This is a genomic window from Seohaeicola saemankumensis (assembly GCF_042678485.1).
Lineage (GTDB): Bacteria > Pseudomonadota > Alphaproteobacteria > Rhodobacterales > Rhodobacteraceae > Seohaeicola > Seohaeicola saemankumensis.
The window spans coordinates 135,370-152,684 of record NZ_JBHTKR010000002.1 but is presented as its reverse complement, the minus strand read 5'-3'; the positions used below and the strand labels follow the sequence as shown (position 1 = coordinate 152,684).

The 17,315-nt window shown below is 57.9% G+C and carries 14 protein-coding genes and 1 tRNA gene; 12 read left to right on the top strand and 3 right to left on the bottom strand.

What is annotated here, in order from left to right:
- Nucleotides 1–5 precede the first annotated feature (5 nt).
- The gene (locus tag ACFQ3C_RS04510) at nt 6–182 is read right to left on the bottom strand and encodes a hypothetical protein (RefSeq protein ID WP_380789271.1); all 177 of its coding nucleotides are present in this window, start codon (nt 180–182) and stop codon (nt 6–8) included.
- Nucleotides 183–295: 113 nt separating this feature from the next.
- Here ACFQ3C_RS04510 and ACFQ3C_RS04505 point away from each other — a divergent pair.
- The 4 genes from ACFQ3C_RS04505 to ACFQ3C_RS04490 all read left to right on the top strand — a co-directional run bounded on the left by ACFQ3C_RS04505 (nt 296) and on the right by ACFQ3C_RS04490 (nt 5,806).
- Nucleotides 296–370: transfer RNA gene (locus tag ACFQ3C_RS04505), tRNA-Thr, on the top strand.
- Between the two features lie 537 nt (nt 371–907).
- Nucleotides 908–1,993 carry a TRAP transporter substrate-binding protein gene (locus tag ACFQ3C_RS04500; RefSeq protein ID WP_380789269.1) on the top strand — a complete coding sequence of 362 codons (1,086 nt, stop codon included), beginning with the start codon at nt 908–910 and terminating at the stop codon, nt 1,991–1,993.
- A gap of 148 nt (nt 1,994–2,141) precedes the next feature.
- Complete coding sequence (locus tag ACFQ3C_RS04495; protein WP_380789267.1) at nt 2,142–3,140, top strand: TRAP transporter small permease subunit; 999 nt, start codon at nt 2,142–2,144, stop codon at nt 3,138–3,140.
- A gap of 8 nt (nt 3,141–3,148) precedes the next feature.
- Nucleotides 3,149–5,806 carry a TRAP transporter large permease subunit gene (locus tag ACFQ3C_RS04490; protein WP_380789265.1) on the top strand — a complete coding sequence of 886 codons (2,658 nt, stop codon included), beginning with the start codon at nt 3,149–3,151 and terminating at the stop codon, nt 5,804–5,806.
- A gap of 85 nt (nt 5,807–5,891) precedes the next feature.
- On the opposite strand, the gene ACFQ3C_RS04485 is transcribed toward ACFQ3C_RS04490, so the two are convergent.
- Together ACFQ3C_RS04485 and ACFQ3C_RS04480 are read right to left on the bottom strand one after the other, a co-directional pair.
- Nucleotides 5,892–7,850, bottom strand: a complete 1,959-nt coding sequence (locus ACFQ3C_RS04485) for an acetoacetate--CoA ligase (protein ID WP_380789264.1) — start codon at nt 7,848–7,850, stop codon at nt 5,892–5,894.
- A gap of 71 nt (nt 7,851–7,921) precedes the next feature.
- Nucleotides 7,922–8,881 carry a Gfo/Idh/MocA family protein gene (locus ACFQ3C_RS04480; protein WP_380789263.1) on the bottom strand — a complete coding sequence of 320 codons (960 nt, stop codon included), beginning with the start codon at nt 8,879–8,881 and terminating at the stop codon, nt 7,922–7,924.
- A 292-nt stretch (nt 8,882–9,173) separates the two neighbouring features.
- Between ACFQ3C_RS04480 and ACFQ3C_RS04475 the strand changes: the two genes are divergently transcribed.
- From ACFQ3C_RS04475 to ACFQ3C_RS04440, 8 genes are all read left to right on the top strand, one after another.
- Nucleotides 9,174–9,455, top strand: a complete 282-nt coding sequence (locus ACFQ3C_RS04475) for a hypothetical protein (RefSeq protein ID WP_380789262.1) — start codon at nt 9,174–9,176, stop codon at nt 9,453–9,455.
- A 105-nt stretch (nt 9,456–9,560) separates the two neighbouring features.
- Nucleotides 9,561–10,793 (top strand): glycosyltransferase family 4 protein, encoded by a 1,233-nt coding sequence (locus tag ACFQ3C_RS04470; RefSeq protein WP_380789261.1) that lies wholly within the window; start codon nt 9,561–9,563, stop codon nt 10,791–10,793.
- The gene (locus ACFQ3C_RS04465) at nt 10,790–12,265 is read left to right on the top strand and encodes a mannose-1-phosphate guanylyltransferase/mannose-6-phosphate isomerase (RefSeq protein WP_380789260.1); all 1,476 of its coding nucleotides are present in this window, start codon (nt 10,790–10,792) and stop codon (nt 12,263–12,265) included. Before ACFQ3C_RS04470 ends, ACFQ3C_RS04465 begins: the two co-directional genes overlap by 4 nt.
- Nucleotides 12,266–12,395: 130 nt before the next feature.
- Complete coding sequence (gene gmd / locus ACFQ3C_RS04460; RefSeq protein WP_380789258.1) at nt 12,396–13,433, top strand: GDP-mannose 4,6-dehydratase; 1,038 nt, start codon at nt 12,396–12,398, stop codon at nt 13,431–13,433.
- On the top strand, nt 13,433–14,329 hold the full coding sequence (locus ACFQ3C_RS04455) for an NAD-dependent epimerase/dehydratase family protein (RefSeq protein WP_380789257.1): 897 nt from the start codon (nt 13,433–13,435) through the stop codon (nt 14,327–14,329). The genes gmd and ACFQ3C_RS04455 overlap by 1 nt, the downstream gene beginning before the upstream one ends.
- A gap of 72 nt (nt 14,330–14,401) precedes the next feature.
- Complete coding sequence (locus ACFQ3C_RS04450; protein ID WP_380789256.1) at nt 14,402–15,649, top strand: FkbM family methyltransferase; 1,248 nt, start codon at nt 14,402–14,404, stop codon at nt 15,647–15,649.
- Complete coding sequence (locus ACFQ3C_RS04445) at nt 15,646–16,281, top strand: acetyltransferase (RefSeq protein WP_380789255.1); 636 nt, start codon at nt 15,646–15,648, stop codon at nt 16,279–16,281. The genes ACFQ3C_RS04450 and ACFQ3C_RS04445 overlap by 4 nt, the downstream gene beginning before the upstream one ends.
- Before the next feature lie 5 nt (nt 16,282–16,286).
- Nucleotides 16,287–17,309: a glycosyltransferase family 4 protein gene (locus ACFQ3C_RS04440; RefSeq protein WP_380789254.1), complete on the top strand. Its 1,023-nt coding sequence runs from the start codon at nt 16,287–16,289 to the stop codon at nt 17,307–17,309.
- Nucleotides 17,310–17,315 lie beyond the last annotated feature (6 nt).

The following is a 17,315-nucleotide window of genomic DNA, read 5'->3' as shown; positions in this document are numbered from 1 at the left end:
CCTTTTTACTCGTTCTGTTGTTCTTGCCCCGGCGCGTCATCCGCGGCCGCCGACTGTTGTGCAGCCCGCGCGCGCGCCTGCGCCTTGCGCCGTGCCATATTGGCCTTGAGCGCGGCCTTCAACCGTTCTTCGCGTGCGCCGCCTTTTGCGGGCGGTGTCTTGCCGGTGTGTTTCTGCTCCATTTCGCCTTCCTACAGCACAGCGCAAATTGCGTCCAGATTGCGCTTGCGCCCTGCGGAATTTGAGTCTAATCACCCGGCCACGGTCAAGGGTGCGCCCTTGGGAACCGACGGATGCTGTGGTAGCTCAGTGGCAGAGCACTCCCTTGGTAAGGGAGAGGTCGAGAGTTCAATCCTCTCTCACAGCACCATCAAAACTTCACAAAACATATCGACTTGCCCCAAGCTGACAGCGGAACGTCGTCCCGGCATGGGTGCCCTCAAGCATGTTGCGGCGGCCGTTTGCGCGGGATGGATGGACAGGTCGCCCAGCTGCGCCGGTGGCAGCCGGCCAAGGGTCGCGCTGACTTCAGACGCGCCGCGCTGCAGGCCATCGCCTGAAGCAGCCGCGGCCGGGAACAGCTGGACCGCGCGGGTGATCCGGTCACGCGCAGCCATCTTACGCGCAGCCATCGCCGCGAGGGCCAGAGAGGCACAGGGAATCGCTGCCGCCCCCACCTGCAACGCAGATAAACGACCAAAGCCGGCAGTCTTGCGACATCCCGCCGCGCATTTTGCGCCGCGTGCACGTCACCGCGCACTGTCCATGATCATTTTCCGCGCCCGCATCATCAAGTTTGATCGGCTGCATCAAGAAAACTATTGCCTCTTTCGTCGCATCGCTGTCTTTTGTGTGACAACCCCGCCGTCACCAGGCCGGGTGTCAACCAACTCGGAGGAGATTACCATTGGAACGTCGTAAGTTTCTGAAAGGTGCCGCTATTGCCGGCGCCGGCGCAGCTTTGGCAGCGCCCGCGATCGCACAGGGCACCAAGACCATCACCATCGTTTCGACCTGGCCGCGCGACTTTCCCGGTCTCGGGATTTCGGCGCAGCGCCTTGCCGCAAACATCACCGCACTGTCGGACGGTGCTCTGACCACCGAATATTTTGCCGCCGGTGAGCGCGTGGGCGCGTTCGACGCCTTTGACGAAGTCGCATCCGGCAACTCGCAGGCGTATATCGGCGCTGACTACTACTGGACCGGCAAGCACCCGGCCTATGCCTATTTCACCTCTGTGCCCTTCGGCATGAGCACCCAGGAATGGACCGCATGGATCCGTTTCGGCGGCGGTCAGGAACTGTGGGACGAGCTGGCAGGTTCTTTCGGCCTGAAGTCCATCGCATGCGGCTCGACCGGTACGCAGGCCGGTGGCTGGTTCAACAAGGAAATCGAATCGGCAGACGACCTGAAGGGTCTGAAGATGCGTATTCCGGGCCTCGGCGGTACCGTGATGTCCAAGCTGGGCGCCTCGACCGTGTCGCTTCCCGGTGGCCAGATCTATGAAAACCTGGTGTCCGGCGCCATCGAAGCAACCGAGTGGGTGGGTCCGTTCAACGACTACTTCATGAAGTTCTACGAGGCCGCCAAGATCTACTACACCGGCGGCATGCACGAGCCGGGCGGCGGTCTGGCCTTCGGCACGAACGCAGCATGGTGGGGCAGCCTGAGCGATTGGGAAAAGGCCGTGATCGAGGCCGCTTGCGCCCAAGAGCACGAGATGTCGCATTCCGAAGCCATGGCCAAGAACGGCGAATACCTGGGCAAGCTGGTGAACGATCACGGCGTCGAGGTGAAGACCTTCAACGACGACGTCTGGGACGCCTTCGGTGAAGCCGCCGCAGAAGTGTTCGTGGAAGTGCGCGACCACTCCGATCTGGCCAAGAAGATCGACGACAACTTCCAGGAAAAGCTGCGCGAAATCGGCGGCACCATCGCAAAGTTCGAAGGCAACTTCCTGAACCAGCGTAACCGTATCCTCGGCCTCGGCTGAGACTGAGCGGTCAGACTGAACACAAGCGGGGCACTTTGGTGTGCCCCGCTTGATGTGTTGATCTGGCCTGTCGTTCCGCTCTGCGCGGGACGGGTGGCAGGGACAGAAAAGTGACGCGGGTCAAGACCCATAACCAACGGGGGAAAGCATGGCACAGACAATGACAGCCGCTCAGGCTGCGGGCCATGGACGAGCAGCGCCGGGTATCCGGCTTCTGGGCTGGATCATCCTGGCCCTCATGACGGCCTTTCTGATCAACAACGTGCTGAATGTTGCCTATGGCACGCCGGTCCTGGCGGCCGCGCTCGGTGACATGACACAATCCGGCGCCATCGTGCCCATCGGCATCTATGCCGTCTGCCTGGGGATCGCGATCGCTTTCGTGCTGGGGACCAGGTCGACCGTGCTGCGGACAGACGGGCAGCGCCTGCACCGCTTCAACCTTTATTTCATACGCGGCTGTTTCTGGTCTGTGCTCTTCGTCGGCATAGCCGATGCGACCATCGCGCAGCTTCGGGTCGAGAACATGCTGCCGCTGTTCTTCTCGGAGGAAATCACCCGCGCCATGGGGCGCTCGGCCTGGGTTGGCCCCTATATCCATATGCCGCTGGTCGCGATTGGCTTTATCGTGGCCCTGTTCACGCGCACGCTGGGTTTCACCTGGCTGACGCTGATGATCGTGGTGGCCGAATTGCTGATCGTGTTCCTGCGTTTCGTGTTTTCCTACGAGCAGGCGCTGATGGGGGACCTTGTGCGCTACTGGTATGCGGCGCTGTTCCTGTTCGCCTCGGCCTATACCCTGTTCGACGAGGGTCATGTGCGCGTCGATGTCTTCTATGCCGGGTTCACCCAGCGCAAGCGTGGTGCGGTCAACGCCGTCGGATCGCTGTTCCTGGGGGTCACCACCTGCGCGGTCATCCTTGTGATCGGGTTGAACGGCAAGACCGCCATCATCAACTCGCCCGTGTCGAATTTCGAAATCACCCAGACCGGATCGGTGGGCATGTTCATCAAATACCAGATGGCAGCCTTCCTTGCGGTTTTCGCGATCAGCATGATCATCCAGTTCGTAAGCTACCTGTTTGAAGCAGTGGCTGATTACCGGGAAGAGCCCGGTCATCGCGATCATCAACCCATTGCCCACTGAGGACCGACATGGAGCTTTTATTTCTTGCCGTTCTGCTGCTGATCATGGCCTGGGCCCTCGGCTCAGGCTACCCGGTCGCCTTCGCGCTTCCCGGAGCAGCCATCATCTCCATCGGTCTGGCAGCTGGCGCAGGCTATCTGTTTGGCGGCGGCACTGACGCCTATTTCCATTCCGGCGGACCATCGCAATGGCTGTCGGCGGGGGTCACCAACCTTCGCGGCGTCTACTGGGAGGTGGATCGAGATACGCTGATCGCCATTCCGCTGTTCATCTTCATGGGCATCATGCTACAGCGGTCCAAGATCGCCGAGGATCTGCTGGTGACGATGGCCAAGCTGTTTGGCCCGGTGCCGGGTGGCCTGGGCATTTCGGTGGTCTTCGTGGGCGCGCTTCTGGCGGCCACAACGGGGATCGTCGGTGCGACCGTGGTCGCCATGGGCCTGATCTCGCTGCCTGCGATGCTGCGTAACAACTATTCACCCTCGCTGGCGTCGGGGACGATCGCGGCCTCGGGGACCCTGGGGCAGATCATCCCGCCCTCGATCGTGCTGATCATCCTGGCCGACCAGCTGGCCTCGGCCACCGATCAGGCCTCGACCATGCGCAAGCTTCTGCACAAGGAAGCCACGGGCGAGCTGTCGATGCCATCCGTCTTCGACGTCTCCTCGACCAGTGCGGGCGAGATGTTCCTGGGCGCGCTGGTGCCGGGCATCCTGCTTGTGCTGATCTACATGCTCTACATCCTGGGCTATGCGATCCTGAACCCGAAAAAGGCCCCCTCCGTCCCGCGTGACGAGGAATTCAGCCTTGCGTTCTGGGGCAACGTGGCCCTGACACTGATCCCGCCGCTGACCCTGATCTTCCTGGTGCTCGGCTCGATCATCGCGGGTATCGCCACCGTGAACCAGGCGGGCGCCATCGGTGCCGCCGGGGCCATGATCATGGCCGGCTACCGCCTGGGCGACACCGGCAAGCGCACCTTCGTGCCCGCGATCATGGCGCTGGTTGGTCTGGCCATCATCGCCTTCGCCCTGGCCAATTACCCGATGAACATCAAGGCGGCCTCGACCCCCGAGGATATGACCGGCATCTATATCGGCGCCTTCGGCACGACCCTGATGATCATTTCGCTGATCTGGTCGGGCATCCGCATCCTGCGGATCGAGGATACGCTGACCGGCGTGATGCTGGAAACAGCCAAGACGACGTCGCTGGTCTTCGTGATCCTTCTGGGTGCGGCGATGCTGACGGCGGCCTTCCGTGCCTTCGGCGGCGAAGAACTGGTGCGGGACTTCCTGACCGGCCTGCCCGGCGGGTTCTGGATCCAGTTCCTGATCGTGATGCTGGTGATCTTCCTGCTTGGCTTCTTCCTCGATTTCATCGAGATCGCCGTGGTCGTGGTGCCCATCGTGGCGCCGATCCTGCTGGCCGACCCGACGGCCAATATCACGGCCGTCTGGCTGGGCGTGATGATCGGTCTGAACATCCAGACATCGTTCCTGACGCCACCTTTCGGGTTTGCGCTGTTCTACCTGCGCGGGGTTGCCCCCGCCGCGGTGAAGACAATTCAGATCTACAAGGGTGTTGTCGCCTTCATCACGCTCCAGTTGATCGCCCTGCTGATCGTGGGACTTTATCCGCCGCTGGTGAACTATCTGCCGAACAGGTCCAGTTACCTGTCCGAAACCTCGCCGCCGCCGCGAAACCCGCGTCTGCAATATTGCATGGATGACTATGTGCTTGCCGGTATGGACAAGGACGGCGCGCGCGTCTCGAGTGCGATCACTGCCCTGGCCGCACTTGACCTGTCGTCGCTTCCCGACGATCTGGCCCGCGACCTGCGCCGCGCCGCGGATGAGGCCGCCGGGTTCCAGGATGCCATCGCCGCGATCCCCCTGACCGTAGCCGAGGTCGAGGAAGCTGCCGGGGAGTACCGCCCCGTGCAGGAGCAGGTCCGCAGCATCGAAAAGCGGATCCGCGCGCTTCAGGGTGACCTGGATGACGTGAACGTTCAGTTGGGACGCGTTCGTGAAGCCGCAAGCGAAGAACGCGCCCGCGAGATGGAGATCGAGAAGGCCGAGTTCGAAGCTGCGATCGCCGCACTTCAGGCGCAGATCCCCGATACCTGGGATCCGGTGCATGACGTGTTCAAGGAGCTGACCGACGCCGAGGAAAAGGCCCGCGTCACGATGCGCCGCATCGGTGACAACAGCTATGAAGCCGTGGCCGAGGTCGTCGCCATGCTGAACGCGACACCAGCCTTCGACGCGCTGGGCGAGCCGCTGCGCGGCTTGCGCGCCGCCGTCGAGACCGGAGAGCCGGAGGCGACAGCCGCCGCGCTTGACGAACTGGCAAGCAAGTTCCGCGATGTGGAAGGTGCCGGTGACATCCGTTCGGATCTGGGTGCGGCACGTCGCGTCCTGGAAAAGACGCCGGATGACCGTGCCAAGGCGCTGGAAGAGTTCGACACCGCACTGGCCGAGTATGAGGCGCAAGCCGCATGGCGCGCTGCCGCAACATCCGCGGTCCTGCCCGGCTTGCAGACCTTCCTGAACGACACGAAGGCCACGATGGGCGTGCGCTATGAACCGCGCCTGACCCGTGATCAGGCCGTGTTCCTGGCAAGCTGCACCGCGAAACATCGCAGCCTGTCGCTCAGCTTCTGACGGGCTGCACAGGTCTGGAAACAACAAACCGCGCCGGATCGCTCCGGCGCGGTTTTCCTTTGCCCCGCTGTCAGATCAGCCCCGTTCAGGCGGGCATGCGCGCCGCCGCATAGGCGATGAAAGCGTCGAAACTGTTCGGGTTCGCCATGGAATCGCGATTGACGACCTTTTCCGGGTCACCCCCCAGCAGCAGCTTCTTCACCGGCACTTCCAGCTTCTTGCCGCTCAATGTGCGCGGCACCTCGGCCACCTGCACGATGTCATCAGGCAGAAAGCGGGCGGACACCGAAGCCCGGATCGCATCGCGTATCTGGCCACGCAAGGCGTCATCCAGCACCAGCCCTTCGCGCAGTACCACGAACAGCGGCATGAAACTGTCGCGGCCCAGGAATTCCAGGTCGATCACCAGGCTGTCCAGCACCGCATCCAGACCTTCGACCGCGCGGTAGATCTCGGAACTGCCAAGCCGCAGCCCCCGCCGGTTGATCGTGGCATCCGAGCGTCCATAGATCACCGATCCACCCTCGGGTGTGAACTCGATCCAGTCGCCGTGCCGCCAGATGCCGGGATAGGTGTCAAAATAGCTGTCATGAAGGCGCGATCCATCATCGTCGCCCCAGAAGTATAGCGGCATGGATGGCAGCGGTTCGGTGCAGACCAGCTCGCCCACCTGGCCGATCACCTCCTGCCCGGCCTCGTCATAGGCGCGCACCGCATTTCCCAGCGCGCGGCACTGCATCTCGCCCGCGCGCACCGGCATCATCGGATTGCCGCAGACGAAGGCCCCGGCAAGGTCGGTGCCGCCCGAAATCGGCGCCAGCCAGACATCGCGCTTTACCTGCGCGTAGATCCAGTCATAGCCTTCCTGGCTGAGCGGCGATCCCGTCGCCCCGATGGACCGCAGCGCCGAAAGATCCAGCTCCGCCCCCGGCCGAATGCCCGCCTTCTGGCAGCCCATGAAAAAGGCGGCCCCCGCCCCGAAATAGGTCAGACCCTCGCGCGCCACCATGCGCCATGCCTCCAGCATGTCAGGATGGTTGGGGGCTGCATCGAATAGCACTACCCTGGCCCCCTGCCCCAGCGCCGTCCATTGGGCGTTCCACATGATCCAGCCCGACGAGGTGATCCAGCAGAAACGGTCATCTGCGCTCAGGTCCTGATGCAGCGATTGCTTGGCACCTTCCAGCATGACACCGCCATGGCCATGCACGATGGGCTTGGGGTTCCCGGTCGTTCCCGAGGAATAGACAATCCACAAGGGATGCGAGAACGGGACCCTGACGATCTGCGGCGTTTGTGGTGCTGCCTCCATGACCGCCCAGGGCGTCCAGCCCGGCGGCACATCTTGCAGCGCGGGTACCATCACACGATGCTCCAGCGTCGGCAGCCCGGCCGCGATACCTGCAAGGATCTCGCGGCGGTCGATCCGCTTGCCCGCATGAACATAGCCATCCTGTGCAATCAGCACCTTCGGTTCGATCTGCCGGAACCGGTCCAGGATCGCGACATGCCCCATATCGGGCGCGCAAAGCGACCAGACCGCCCCCAGCGAGGCCGTCGCCAGAAAGGCCACAAGCGCCTCAAGCGCGTTCGGCAGCACGGCGACAACCCGATCGCCCTGCCCCACGCCCATATCACGCAACGCAGCCTGCGCGGCACCGACACGCGATTGCAACGCATCCCAGGTCAGGACCTGACGCCCGAAGGTTTCGGATTGCACGATCACCGCCTGATCCTTGCCGCGCGTCGCGGCATGGCGCAGGATCTGGGCCGAAAAATTCGTCTCGGCGCCGGGGAACCAATCAGCGCCAGGCATCTTGCGTTCGGGCAGCACCTCGGCCCAGCCGGAGATGGGCAGATCGAAAAAGCCGATGATCGCGGTCCAGAACCCGTCCAGATCGGTGACGGACCATTCCCACAGCGCGTGATAATCGGCAAATTCCAGCCCCCGCTCGGCCTTCAGCCAGCGGATGAACTGCGCCAATGTCGCGCTGTCCGCCCGCGCGGCATCGGGTTCCCACAGGATGGGGCGCGCCTCGGTCATGGTGATCCTCCCTTAATCGTTAGGCGCATAGGCTTCCATGCCCGCGCGCAACGTTCAAGAGGCGGAAATCATCACTTGCCCTGCAGCATTGCCTCGATCAGCCGCTGCACGCGCAGCGCCTCCTCCAGCGTTGCCAGACGGTGCGGACGGCCTGCGATCATCGCCTCAAGATCGTCAAGCTGCGCCCGCAGGCTGGTGCTGCGCGGGTCGATATTCATGGGGGTGACGCGTTCGAACGCGCCCCCGTCCGAGGTGGACACGGCATAGAAATCCGCAACCCTATGGCTGCGCCGGCTGCCCTTGACGGTGAATTCCTGCCGGTCCGGTTGCGCGCCCCCGACGCTGGCCAAGACCGAAACCGCCTGCCCCGCCGCGTTTTCCAGCCGCGCCAGCATATGCGTCTCGCATAGCGCGGGATCGGCCGGATAGCTGGGGCGCGCCCAGACCAGGGACAACGGGCCAAGGATGCGTTCGGAAAAGAACAGGAAATGCGAGATCACCTCGCGGGTCATGCCGCCTTCGTCGCGCAGGCGCAGCCAGTCGGCGGCCTGCTGCCAGCCACGCGGCCATGCGCCATAGGTCACGACGATATCCACGCCCGCGAGATCGCCCATCGCGCCTGATCGCGCCTCGGCCGAGATATCCGTCAGCGCGGCACCTGCGGCCTGGGTGAAATTCACCGCCGCCGGCACGCCGGATGCCGCAATGCGTTCCACCAGATCGGCGCTGGCCGCAATATCGACACCCAAGGGTTTTTCCAGAAACAACGCCTTTCCTTGCGCCGCTGCCGCCAGCGCATATGCCTTGCGCGGTGCGGGCGGGCAAGCCAGATAGACCACATCGGCGCCGGCGATGGCAGCCTCGGCGCTGTCGCAGATCTTGGCGTCAGGCGCCATGTCGCGCGCAAGGGCCGCGTTGGCCGCATTCGGATCCCACAGGAATGCCGGGTCATAGGCGGGGTGAAGCTGCATATGCTCCAACATCCGCCGTCCCATTATCCCCAACCCGATGATTGCCGCCTTGATCGCCATGTCCTGCCCTCTTGATCTGTCCGCAGCCCCTGCGGCACCCTTGCGCCACGCTATCGCGACCCGCCGCGAGGGGCCAGAGCAAAGCGGCGCGGCAAAAGGCGTCCCAGGCAACACCATCGGCGTGCCTGTCGGATGCGAGCGCCCCCTTAAGAACGCAGCGGTTGCCTTGAACGCGAGGGGCCATGTGTCGGGCTTTGACACGCGGTATGCCCGTCTGGGAACAGGTCGCAATTCTTGCGATATTGGGCCCCGTCAGAATAGCGAAGCCTGTGTCTGCTAAAAAACTGGATTGATGAGCTTCGCCTGGATTGAGAATGGCCCGGTCACTGTCCCAATTTTTCGAACAGGCACCTATCCGTCACCTGGAACGCGTTCCAGAAGGGGCAAAGCGGAAAGCATTGAATTGCAGCATCGTGATTTCTTCGCTCCATCCCTCTCCAGCGGCGCAAAATCCTGCCAGCACAAATCAACTTGCAGGTTCTTTGCAAAGCAATCGAACCAAATCGAGGTCGCAGGTCTCGGAGTACATGCCCAAGATCATCATAAAGCCTTCCCGCTGGCACGCGCGGCCTGACATTCTGCTGCTCCGGCAAAAATCGGCGCAAACGGCGCAGTCGCACACGGCTTCAGTGCCCTCATGCGCTCTCCGAGTGTTGATATGTTTGAGAACTTGGCTTAGGTGGACCAAACCGATATTGCGGTCATGGTCAGGAAGCTGACAGCACATTGGATAGTGAACGTTGTGAATAATAACCTGACCAAACTCCTGCAATGCTTTCGAGCGCAATGCGCCGCAGACACCCCAAAGCCCTGCTGGGTACGGGGGGGAGACGGGCTCCCAAATGGTATAAATTTGCACGGTTATTTTCTGTCTGAAACCGGACTGGGCGAAAGCGCCCGGCTTCTGTATCGCGCGCTTTCTACTCAGGACGTGAGGATTGCAGCCTGCAACCGGGTACTTGAAGGCCGCCAGAACGACACAAGCTTTAGTGATATCGTGTCGGACAACGCACCTTACAACGCAGGTATCACGATTGATGGCCTGACTGGTTTCAAGCGTCTCCGATATCAAATCTGCAAGCAGAAGCGCAACATAGCCTACCCGTTTTGGGAGCTCGACAGCATTCCTGCAAAATATGTGGATTACCTGAAAAAATACGACAGCATCTGGGTGCCGTCACATTTTATCCGCGACACCATCAAACGATACGGCTTTACGAATGTGGAACTGGTAAAGCATCCAATAGATCTTCCAGCTGAAGAGCCGCAATTCTTTGATCCCACGGGAACATTGAAAATCCTGTTTCATTTCGACTTTGATTCTTTCCCTGCACGAAAAAATCCTGAAGCGGCGATTTTCGCATTCAAACAGGCATTTCCGAACAGGGAAGATGTCAGCCTGACTGTCAAAACACGTGGCAAAAGGGATTTAGGGCGCAGACAGTGGCTTGCAGAACAAACGGCGGATGATCCAAGGATAACGGTCATTGATCGCCTTCTTGATCGCAATGCCATAAACGCCATGATGGCTGAGCATGATGTTTTCCTGTCATTGCATCGGTCAGAGGGATTGGGGCTTGCCTGCGCCGAGGCGTTGACCGCCGGCAAGGCCGTTGTGGCAACGGACTATGGCGGATCGACCGAGTTCATCAACGCCCAAACCGGCTTCCCTGTCGAATGGTCGCGCATCGACGTGGGCCCGAAAGATTACGTCTTGGCGGAAAATGCAACATGGGCAGAACCCTCCATTGATCACGCAGCCAAACTTCTCAGATCAATCTATGAAAATCCGCACGAGGCACGGGAAAGAGCAAAGAATGGCTTCCGCCACCTGGTCGAGAAGCATTCCTTTGCTGCCGTGGGCCGCGACATGGTAAATATTCTGCACAAAAAGGGCTTGTTGGCCGCATGAATGAAATTGCAAAGTTGAAAAGTGAGAAAAGTAGCATGGTTGACCAAAAAAGCATTGTACCCGTGATCTTGTGTGGCGGTGCTGGAACCCGTCTTTGGCCAGTGTCTCGGAAAAGCTATCCAAAGCAGTTTTCGAAGCTGATCAATGACAAGAGCCTCTTTCAATCAGCGGCCTCGATCTGTTCCGGGCCAGAGTTTGCGGCACCCATGGTGGTGACAGGCGATCCTTTCCGGTTTTTAGTGGTTGAGCAACTTGCCACGATGGAAACCCTACCGACCAGGATCCTGGTCGAGCCGGAATCACGCAACACCGCGGCATCTGTTCTGGCTGCGGCTTTGTCCTTGCTGGAAAGCGACCCGGATTGCCTGATGCTGGTCATGCCCTCGGATCACGTCATCGCCGAGACGGACAGATTCCAGAATGCCGTCATTGCCGCGGCCCCGACCGCTATGGACGGCAGGCTTGTCACATTCGGCATTCGCCCCACACGCCCCGAGACTGGCTATGGCTATCTCGAACTGGCCGAGGGTGCCAAAGCTGATGCAGAAACGCCGCAGACCCTTGCACGTTTCGTCGAGAAGCCCAATCTGGCAGCGGCCGGAAAGATGGTGGACAGCGGGCGTTTCCTTTGGAACGCAGGCATCTTCCTGTTCAAACCCAGCGCGTTGGTAGAGGCCTTCCAAGAACATGCTCCAGAAACGCTTGCGGGCGTTCGTGAGGCTGTCCAGACAGCCGCTTCGGACCTGAGCTTTACACGATTGGGATCAGAGCCTTGGGCGCGCCTTGAAAACACGTCAATCGACTATGCGATCATGGAGAAGGCGAAAAACCTTGCCGTGATGCCCTACCATGCCTCCTGGTCGGACCTGGGCAGCTGGGAATCCGTTTACAATGAAGTCGGCAAAGACGCATCGGGCAATGCCCTGTCAGAACATGCCACTGCGATCGACTGCAAGGACACACTCCTGAGAAGTGAGGTTCCGGGCCTGGAACTGGTCGGCATTGGTCTTGAAGAGATGATCGCGATTGCGATGCCTGATGCTGTTCTTGTCGCAAGGAAATCCGACAGCCAGCGCGTGAAGGAAGTGGTGGAACGGTTGCAGGAGCGTGGCGCGAAACAAGCCACGATGTTTGCAAGCGACCACAGGCCATGGGGGCACTTCGAAAGCATCGCGTCCGGAAACCGCTTTCAGGTGAAGCGCATCGTGGTGCACCCGGGGGCAGCCCTGAGCCTGCAAAGCCACTTTCACAGATCGGAGCATTGGATCGTCGTGCACGGGACAGCGCGTGTGACCGTCGACGAGACAGTGCAACTCCTGACCGAAAACCAATCCATTTATATCCCTCTCGGATCGGTTCACAGGTTGGAAAATCCAGGCAAGGTCCCGATGGTTTTGATAGAGGTCCAAACCGGAAGTTATCTGGGAGAAGACGATATAATTCGATATGAGGATGTATATTCTCGGCAGTGACACACCCGAATTTTTCCTGCCGAAACATTACAATCCGCGCTTTGACGTGCTTTTGGACAAGCCAGAGCACATCAACACATCCGCGCAACAAACAGATCGCTGAATTGCATCAAGCTAAGGAATGCCGAACATGACAAAGACAGCCCTCGTTACAGGTATCACCGGACAAGATGGCGCTTATCTTGCCGAACTGCTGCTGCAAAAGGGATACAAAGTCGTTGGCACCTTCCGCCGTGTGGTCACCACGAACTTCTGGCGTATTGAAGAGTTGGGCATCAGGAACCACCCAAACCTTCACCTGGAAGAGTTCGACCTTACGGATATGGGATCGGCAATTCGGCTGCTCCAGCGCACGGAGCCTGACGAGATCTACAATCTGGCGGCGCAAAGTTTCGTGGGCGTGTCCTTCGATCAGCCCCAGACGACATCCCAGATCACGGGAATAGGCGTGCTGAATATGCTTGAAGCGACCCGCATCGTGAACCCCAGGATCCGCTTCTATCAGGCGTCCACATCGGAGATGTTCGGAAAGGTTCAGGAAATTCCGCAACGCGAAACCACACCGTTCTGGCCGCGCTCCCCTTATGGCGTTGCCAAGCTTTACGGGCACTGGATGACGATCAACTATCGCGAAAGCTATGATATCTTTGCCTCTTCCGGAATTCTGTTCAATCATGAAAGCCCTTTACGCGGGCTGGAGTTCGTGACGCGCAAGATCACGGACAGCGTCGCCAAGATCAAACACGGTAAGCTTGCCTGTCTCGAATTGGGTAACCTCGATGCCAAGCGCGACTGGGGCTATGCAAAGGATTACGTAGAAGGCATGTGGCGCATCCTGCAGGCGGATGCACCGAGCACCTTCGTTCTGGCCACCAACCGCACCGAGACCGTGCGCGACTTTGTAAGCATGGCCTTCAAAGCTGCGGGTATCGAGCTGCGCTTTGAGGGAAAAGATGAAGATGAAGTGGCGATTGATGTCGAGAGCAAGCGAACCCTCGTTCGCATCAGCAAAAAATTCTATCGGCCTGCCGAGGTGGACCTTCTGATCGGCGATCCGAGCAAGGCAAAGATAGAATTGGGCTGGGCGCCAAAGACCAGCCTTGAGCAGCTTTGCGCGATGATGGTGAAAGCCGATCTGGAAAGGAATGCTAAAGGAATATCATTCTGATGTCGAAAGGAAGGGCACTGGTCACAGGTCGCTATGGCTTCACTGGCCATTATGTGGCAGAAGCTTTGGCGACTGCGGGCTGGGACGTATGGGGGGCGTGCTCACATCCTACCGAGGATATGGGCCCCCTTGACAGAGTAGCTGACCTGACCGATGCCGTCTCTGTTTCGCAACTCGTTGATGATGTCCGCCCCGATGCCGTGGTGCATCTGGCCGGGATCGCCTTTGTGGGGCATGGCAGCGTTGACGATTTCTACCATGTTAACCTGCTTGGCACGCGCAACCTGCTGGAAGCGCTCTCCCGCGGCGGACATGGCCAGCGTGGTGTCGTGCTGGCCTCCAGCGCGAACGTCTATGGCAACGCCCGCCAGACCCCGATAACCGAGGACACACCAGCCAGCCCAGCCAATGATTATGGCGTCTCGAAGCTGGCGATGGAATATGCCAGTAGGCTGTTTGCCGACGACCTACCCATCGTGATAACGCGCCCTTTCAACTACACCGGTGTCGGTCAGGACCCCAAGTTTCTTGTTCCCAAAATCGTGTCGCATTTTCGCAGCCGCGCAGCGCATATCGAACTTGGCAATCTAGAAGTCCAACGTGATTTATCCGATGTGCGAGACGTTGCGCGCGTTTATAGCGCTCTACTAGAATCCCGAGATGCGCACGGTAAGATCTTGAATGTTTGTTCGGGGCAGACTCTCTCATTGAAAGATATAGTTGATATGTGCTGTAAAATTACAGGCCACGAGATTGAGCTTGTTGTAAACCCTGCTTTTGTACGTTACGATGAAGTTAAAATCTTAAAGGGTGACGCGGCGCGTCTCGAAGCCATAATTGGCCCTCTCAAACTGCGTCCATTTGAGCAGACGCTAGAATGGATGTTGAGCGGCTAGGCGCACCGATAAAAAAATTTTCATAAATAGCTAGTTGCACACCAATCGCCCGAACAAATGTGGAAAAAATACGTGACCATCAACCAGAGTGATAATCGTGCAGACGAAACGCGTGATATGAAAATGGCTGCTGCAAATAAAAAAGCGCAAGCCCGTGCGTTTTGCTCTGCGGTTTTTGGGTCTGTGGTTTCCGAAAGAACGCTTGGCACTTGCTATCAAGCGCAAGACTCAACGGCTAGTGCTACACTCGCAGGAAAAAAGGCTCCTAAAACAAAAAAACTTATTAGAAAATTCGAAATCTTTTTGCTTAGTAGAGTTAATCAACTCCGGAATAGTCTGCGCCAAGTACGCAAGAAATCGCAGGCAAGGCGTGCTGCAAGACTCAGGCAAGCGCATGCCTCGTCAGGCTTTGCTTTAGGTCAAGCTGAGATCACCCAAAAGCTCCGCGATATTGAATTAGGTGTTTCGGCATTGTCTGCAGATATGCAAGTTCTTCGCGCACGCGTCGATATGCTGGTCAACCGCAACCTTATCCAGCTTGTGGATGAACGCGTAGCGGTAAGAACACCCTATGGATATGTGATATGTCCCCAAAATGAATATCATCTAATTATACACATATTGGAGGGCGGAGCCTACGAGCCTGGAACTTGTCGGGTTATCGAATCAATAATTAAGCCTGGCGATCATGTTATCGATGTTGGCGCACAAGTCGGCCTTTTGACATTGACGATGGGTCGCGCCGTTGGTGCATCGGGTAAAGTGCTCGCAATAGAAGCTTCAGAACTCTTGGTCGACTGCATTCGACGCACGCTTTCAACAAACGGCCTTCTAAAAAATTGTGACGTTTTACAAATGGCTGCTTCAGACAGGGTCGGGACATCAACCTTTCACCTTGCAGAGATAAGTGGGCATTCGTCTTTGGTTTCGCTCTCTGAAGAGTCGCGGGAAATAAAAGTCCAAACCGCCCCCATTGATGAAATTGTTTCCGCTGGTGATAATATCTCCTTGGTCAAGGTAGATGTCGAGGGTGCTGAACTTCTAGTATTGCAGGGCATGACGCGTGTCATAGAGGAAAACCCTGAAATAATACTAATTGTTGAGTTCGGTCCGTCGCATCTAGTACGGATAAATAAGACGATTAATCAATGGTTGGGCGCGTTTAGAGATCGCGGCTTTGATCAAATATTCGAAATAGATGAAATGTCAGCTGCTTGCAGGCCATTGAGATCTGAGATCGAGCTTGCGAAGGTTCATTCCTTGAACTTGGTATTCGCACGAGGCAGTTCATCGAGAATTACAAGGATACCGCAATCGTGAGCGCTGCTGAACCCGTGATTTTGCTTGGCGCAGGCGGCCATGCTAAGGTTTGTATTGAAGTATTTCGAGCGCGAGGGTTATTTGATCCTGTAGCTTGCATAGACCCATACGCCAAAGAAAATAACGTACTTGGGGTTCCTGTGCACCGTGATGAGGATAGCCAGCGGGCATTCTTAGACAGAGGTGTAAAGTGGGGTTTTGTCGCCATCGGTCAGAACTCACTGCGTGCCAAATTGGGCGCGGACCTGCAAATATCAGGTTTTCGTTTGGCAAATGCTATTAGCCCACGTGCATGTGTTTCTCCATCCGCAACGCTCGGCCGAGGCATTTTGATAATGCCCGGGGCAGTTATTAATGCAGAAGCAGACATCGGCGATCACTGTATTGTTAATACGAATGCAGTTGTTGAACATGACTGCAGGGTCGGGATAGCGTGCCATGTGGCTCCGGGTTCGGTTCTTGGAGGTAGAGTGCGGTTGGAAGACGAAGTGTTCGTCGGGACAGGGGCATCGGTCACCCCAAACAACGTGATCGGAAAAGGCACCGTTGTCGGAGCAGCTGCTGCAGTTATATCAAACATCGCGGCAGGCGTAACGGTAGTTGGTGTTCCCGCGCGACCTATAATTAGGTGACGTAAATGAAGGTTGCATTGGTATCTTCTGCCGTTCCGATGGTTTTTGGCGGATATCGCTTTATAGTTGAGTGGCTTGAAGAGGCTCTATTAGAGCAAGGGCATAGTGTAGAGGTTGTCTATCTTCCTTCAACAGATGACCCTGCAACCCTTTTCGATCAGATGATGGCGTTTCGGTTACTTGATCTTTCTGATACGGCAGATCAGGTGATAACATTTCGCCCGCCGGCCCATGTTATTCCACATCCAAACAAGGTTGCGTGGTTCATTCATCATGCTCGGGTGTATTACGACTTATGGGAAACGCCGTATTCACCGGTAGAACCTAATCCATATTGGGACACTTTTCGAAAACGCCTTATACGCGCCGACACTGCTGCGCTTTCTGAGGCGAGGAAACTATACACAAATTCTAATGTAGTGGGCAGGCGTTTGCAGGAGTTCAACGGGCTTTCAAGCGAAACCCTTTATCCACCAGTTCACCGACCTGAACGGTTCCACAGCGACACTTATGGCGACGAAATTGTGTGTATTTGCAGGCTTGAGCACCATAAACGCCAGCATCTTTTGATAGAGGCAATGAAGCACACACAGACTCCAGTAAAACTGCGCCTTTGTGGAGCGGAAACACCGTACACTAAAACCCTACTCAAGGCTGCTGCAAAAACTAAAAATGTGGAAATAGAAGCGAGGTGGATATCAGAGGAAGAGAAGGTAGAACGGCTAGCGTCATCTCTGGCCGCTGTGTACTTCCCGGTAGACGAGGATTCATATGGATATCCTACGCTGGAGGCTGCGCATGCACGCAAAGGTGTAATCGTTGCAAGTGATGGGGGCGGTGTAACTGAGTTTGTTCGTGATGGCGTTGAGGGATATGTGATCGACCCTGATCCGCGCGTTATTGCCGATACGTTTGATAGACTTTGGGCTGACCGCAAACTTGCGGAAAGGCTTGGAGATGCAGCCCATTATCGCGTGTCCGAACTAGGCATCGACTGGACCACTGTCGTCAGAAAGCTAATGGAATGAAAGTTC

Excerpts from the sequence above, each read along its gene's own strand:
- ACFQ3C_RS04510 (WP_380789271.1), bottom strand. The coding sequence starts at position 182 with ATGGAGCAGAAACACACCGGCAAGACACCGCCCGCAAAAGGCGGCGCA.
- ACFQ3C_RS04495 (WP_380789267.1), top strand. The coding sequence starts at position 2,142 with ATGGCACAGACAATGACAGCCGCTCAGGCTGCGGGCCATGGACGAGCA.
- ACFQ3C_RS04490 (WP_380789265.1), top strand. The coding sequence starts at position 3,149 with ATGGAGCTTTTATTTCTTGCCGTTCTGCTGCTGATCATGGCCTGGGCC.
- ACFQ3C_RS04485 (WP_380789264.1), bottom strand. The coding sequence starts at position 7,850 with ATGACCGAGGCGCGCCCCATCCTGTGGGAACCCGATGCCGCGCGGGCG.
- ACFQ3C_RS04480 (WP_380789263.1), bottom strand. The coding sequence starts at position 8,881 with ATGGCGATCAAGGCGGCAATCATCGGGTTGGGGATAATGGGACGGCGG.
- ACFQ3C_RS04475 (WP_380789262.1), top strand. The coding sequence starts at position 9,174 with ATGAGCTTCGCCTGGATTGAGAATGGCCCGGTCACTGTCCCAATTTTT.
- ACFQ3C_RS04465 (WP_380789260.1), top strand. The coding sequence starts at position 10,790 with ATGAATGAAATTGCAAAGTTGAAAAGTGAGAAAAGTAGCATGGTTGAC.
- gmd (WP_380789258.1), top strand. The coding sequence starts at position 12,396 with ATGACAAAGACAGCCCTCGTTACAGGTATCACCGGACAAGATGGCGCT.
- ACFQ3C_RS04455 (WP_380789257.1), top strand. The coding sequence starts at position 13,433 with ATGTCGAAAGGAAGGGCACTGGTCACAGGTCGCTATGGCTTCACTGGC.
- ACFQ3C_RS04440 (WP_380789254.1), top strand. The coding sequence starts at position 16,287 with ATGAAGGTTGCATTGGTATCTTCTGCCGTTCCGATGGTTTTTGGCGGA.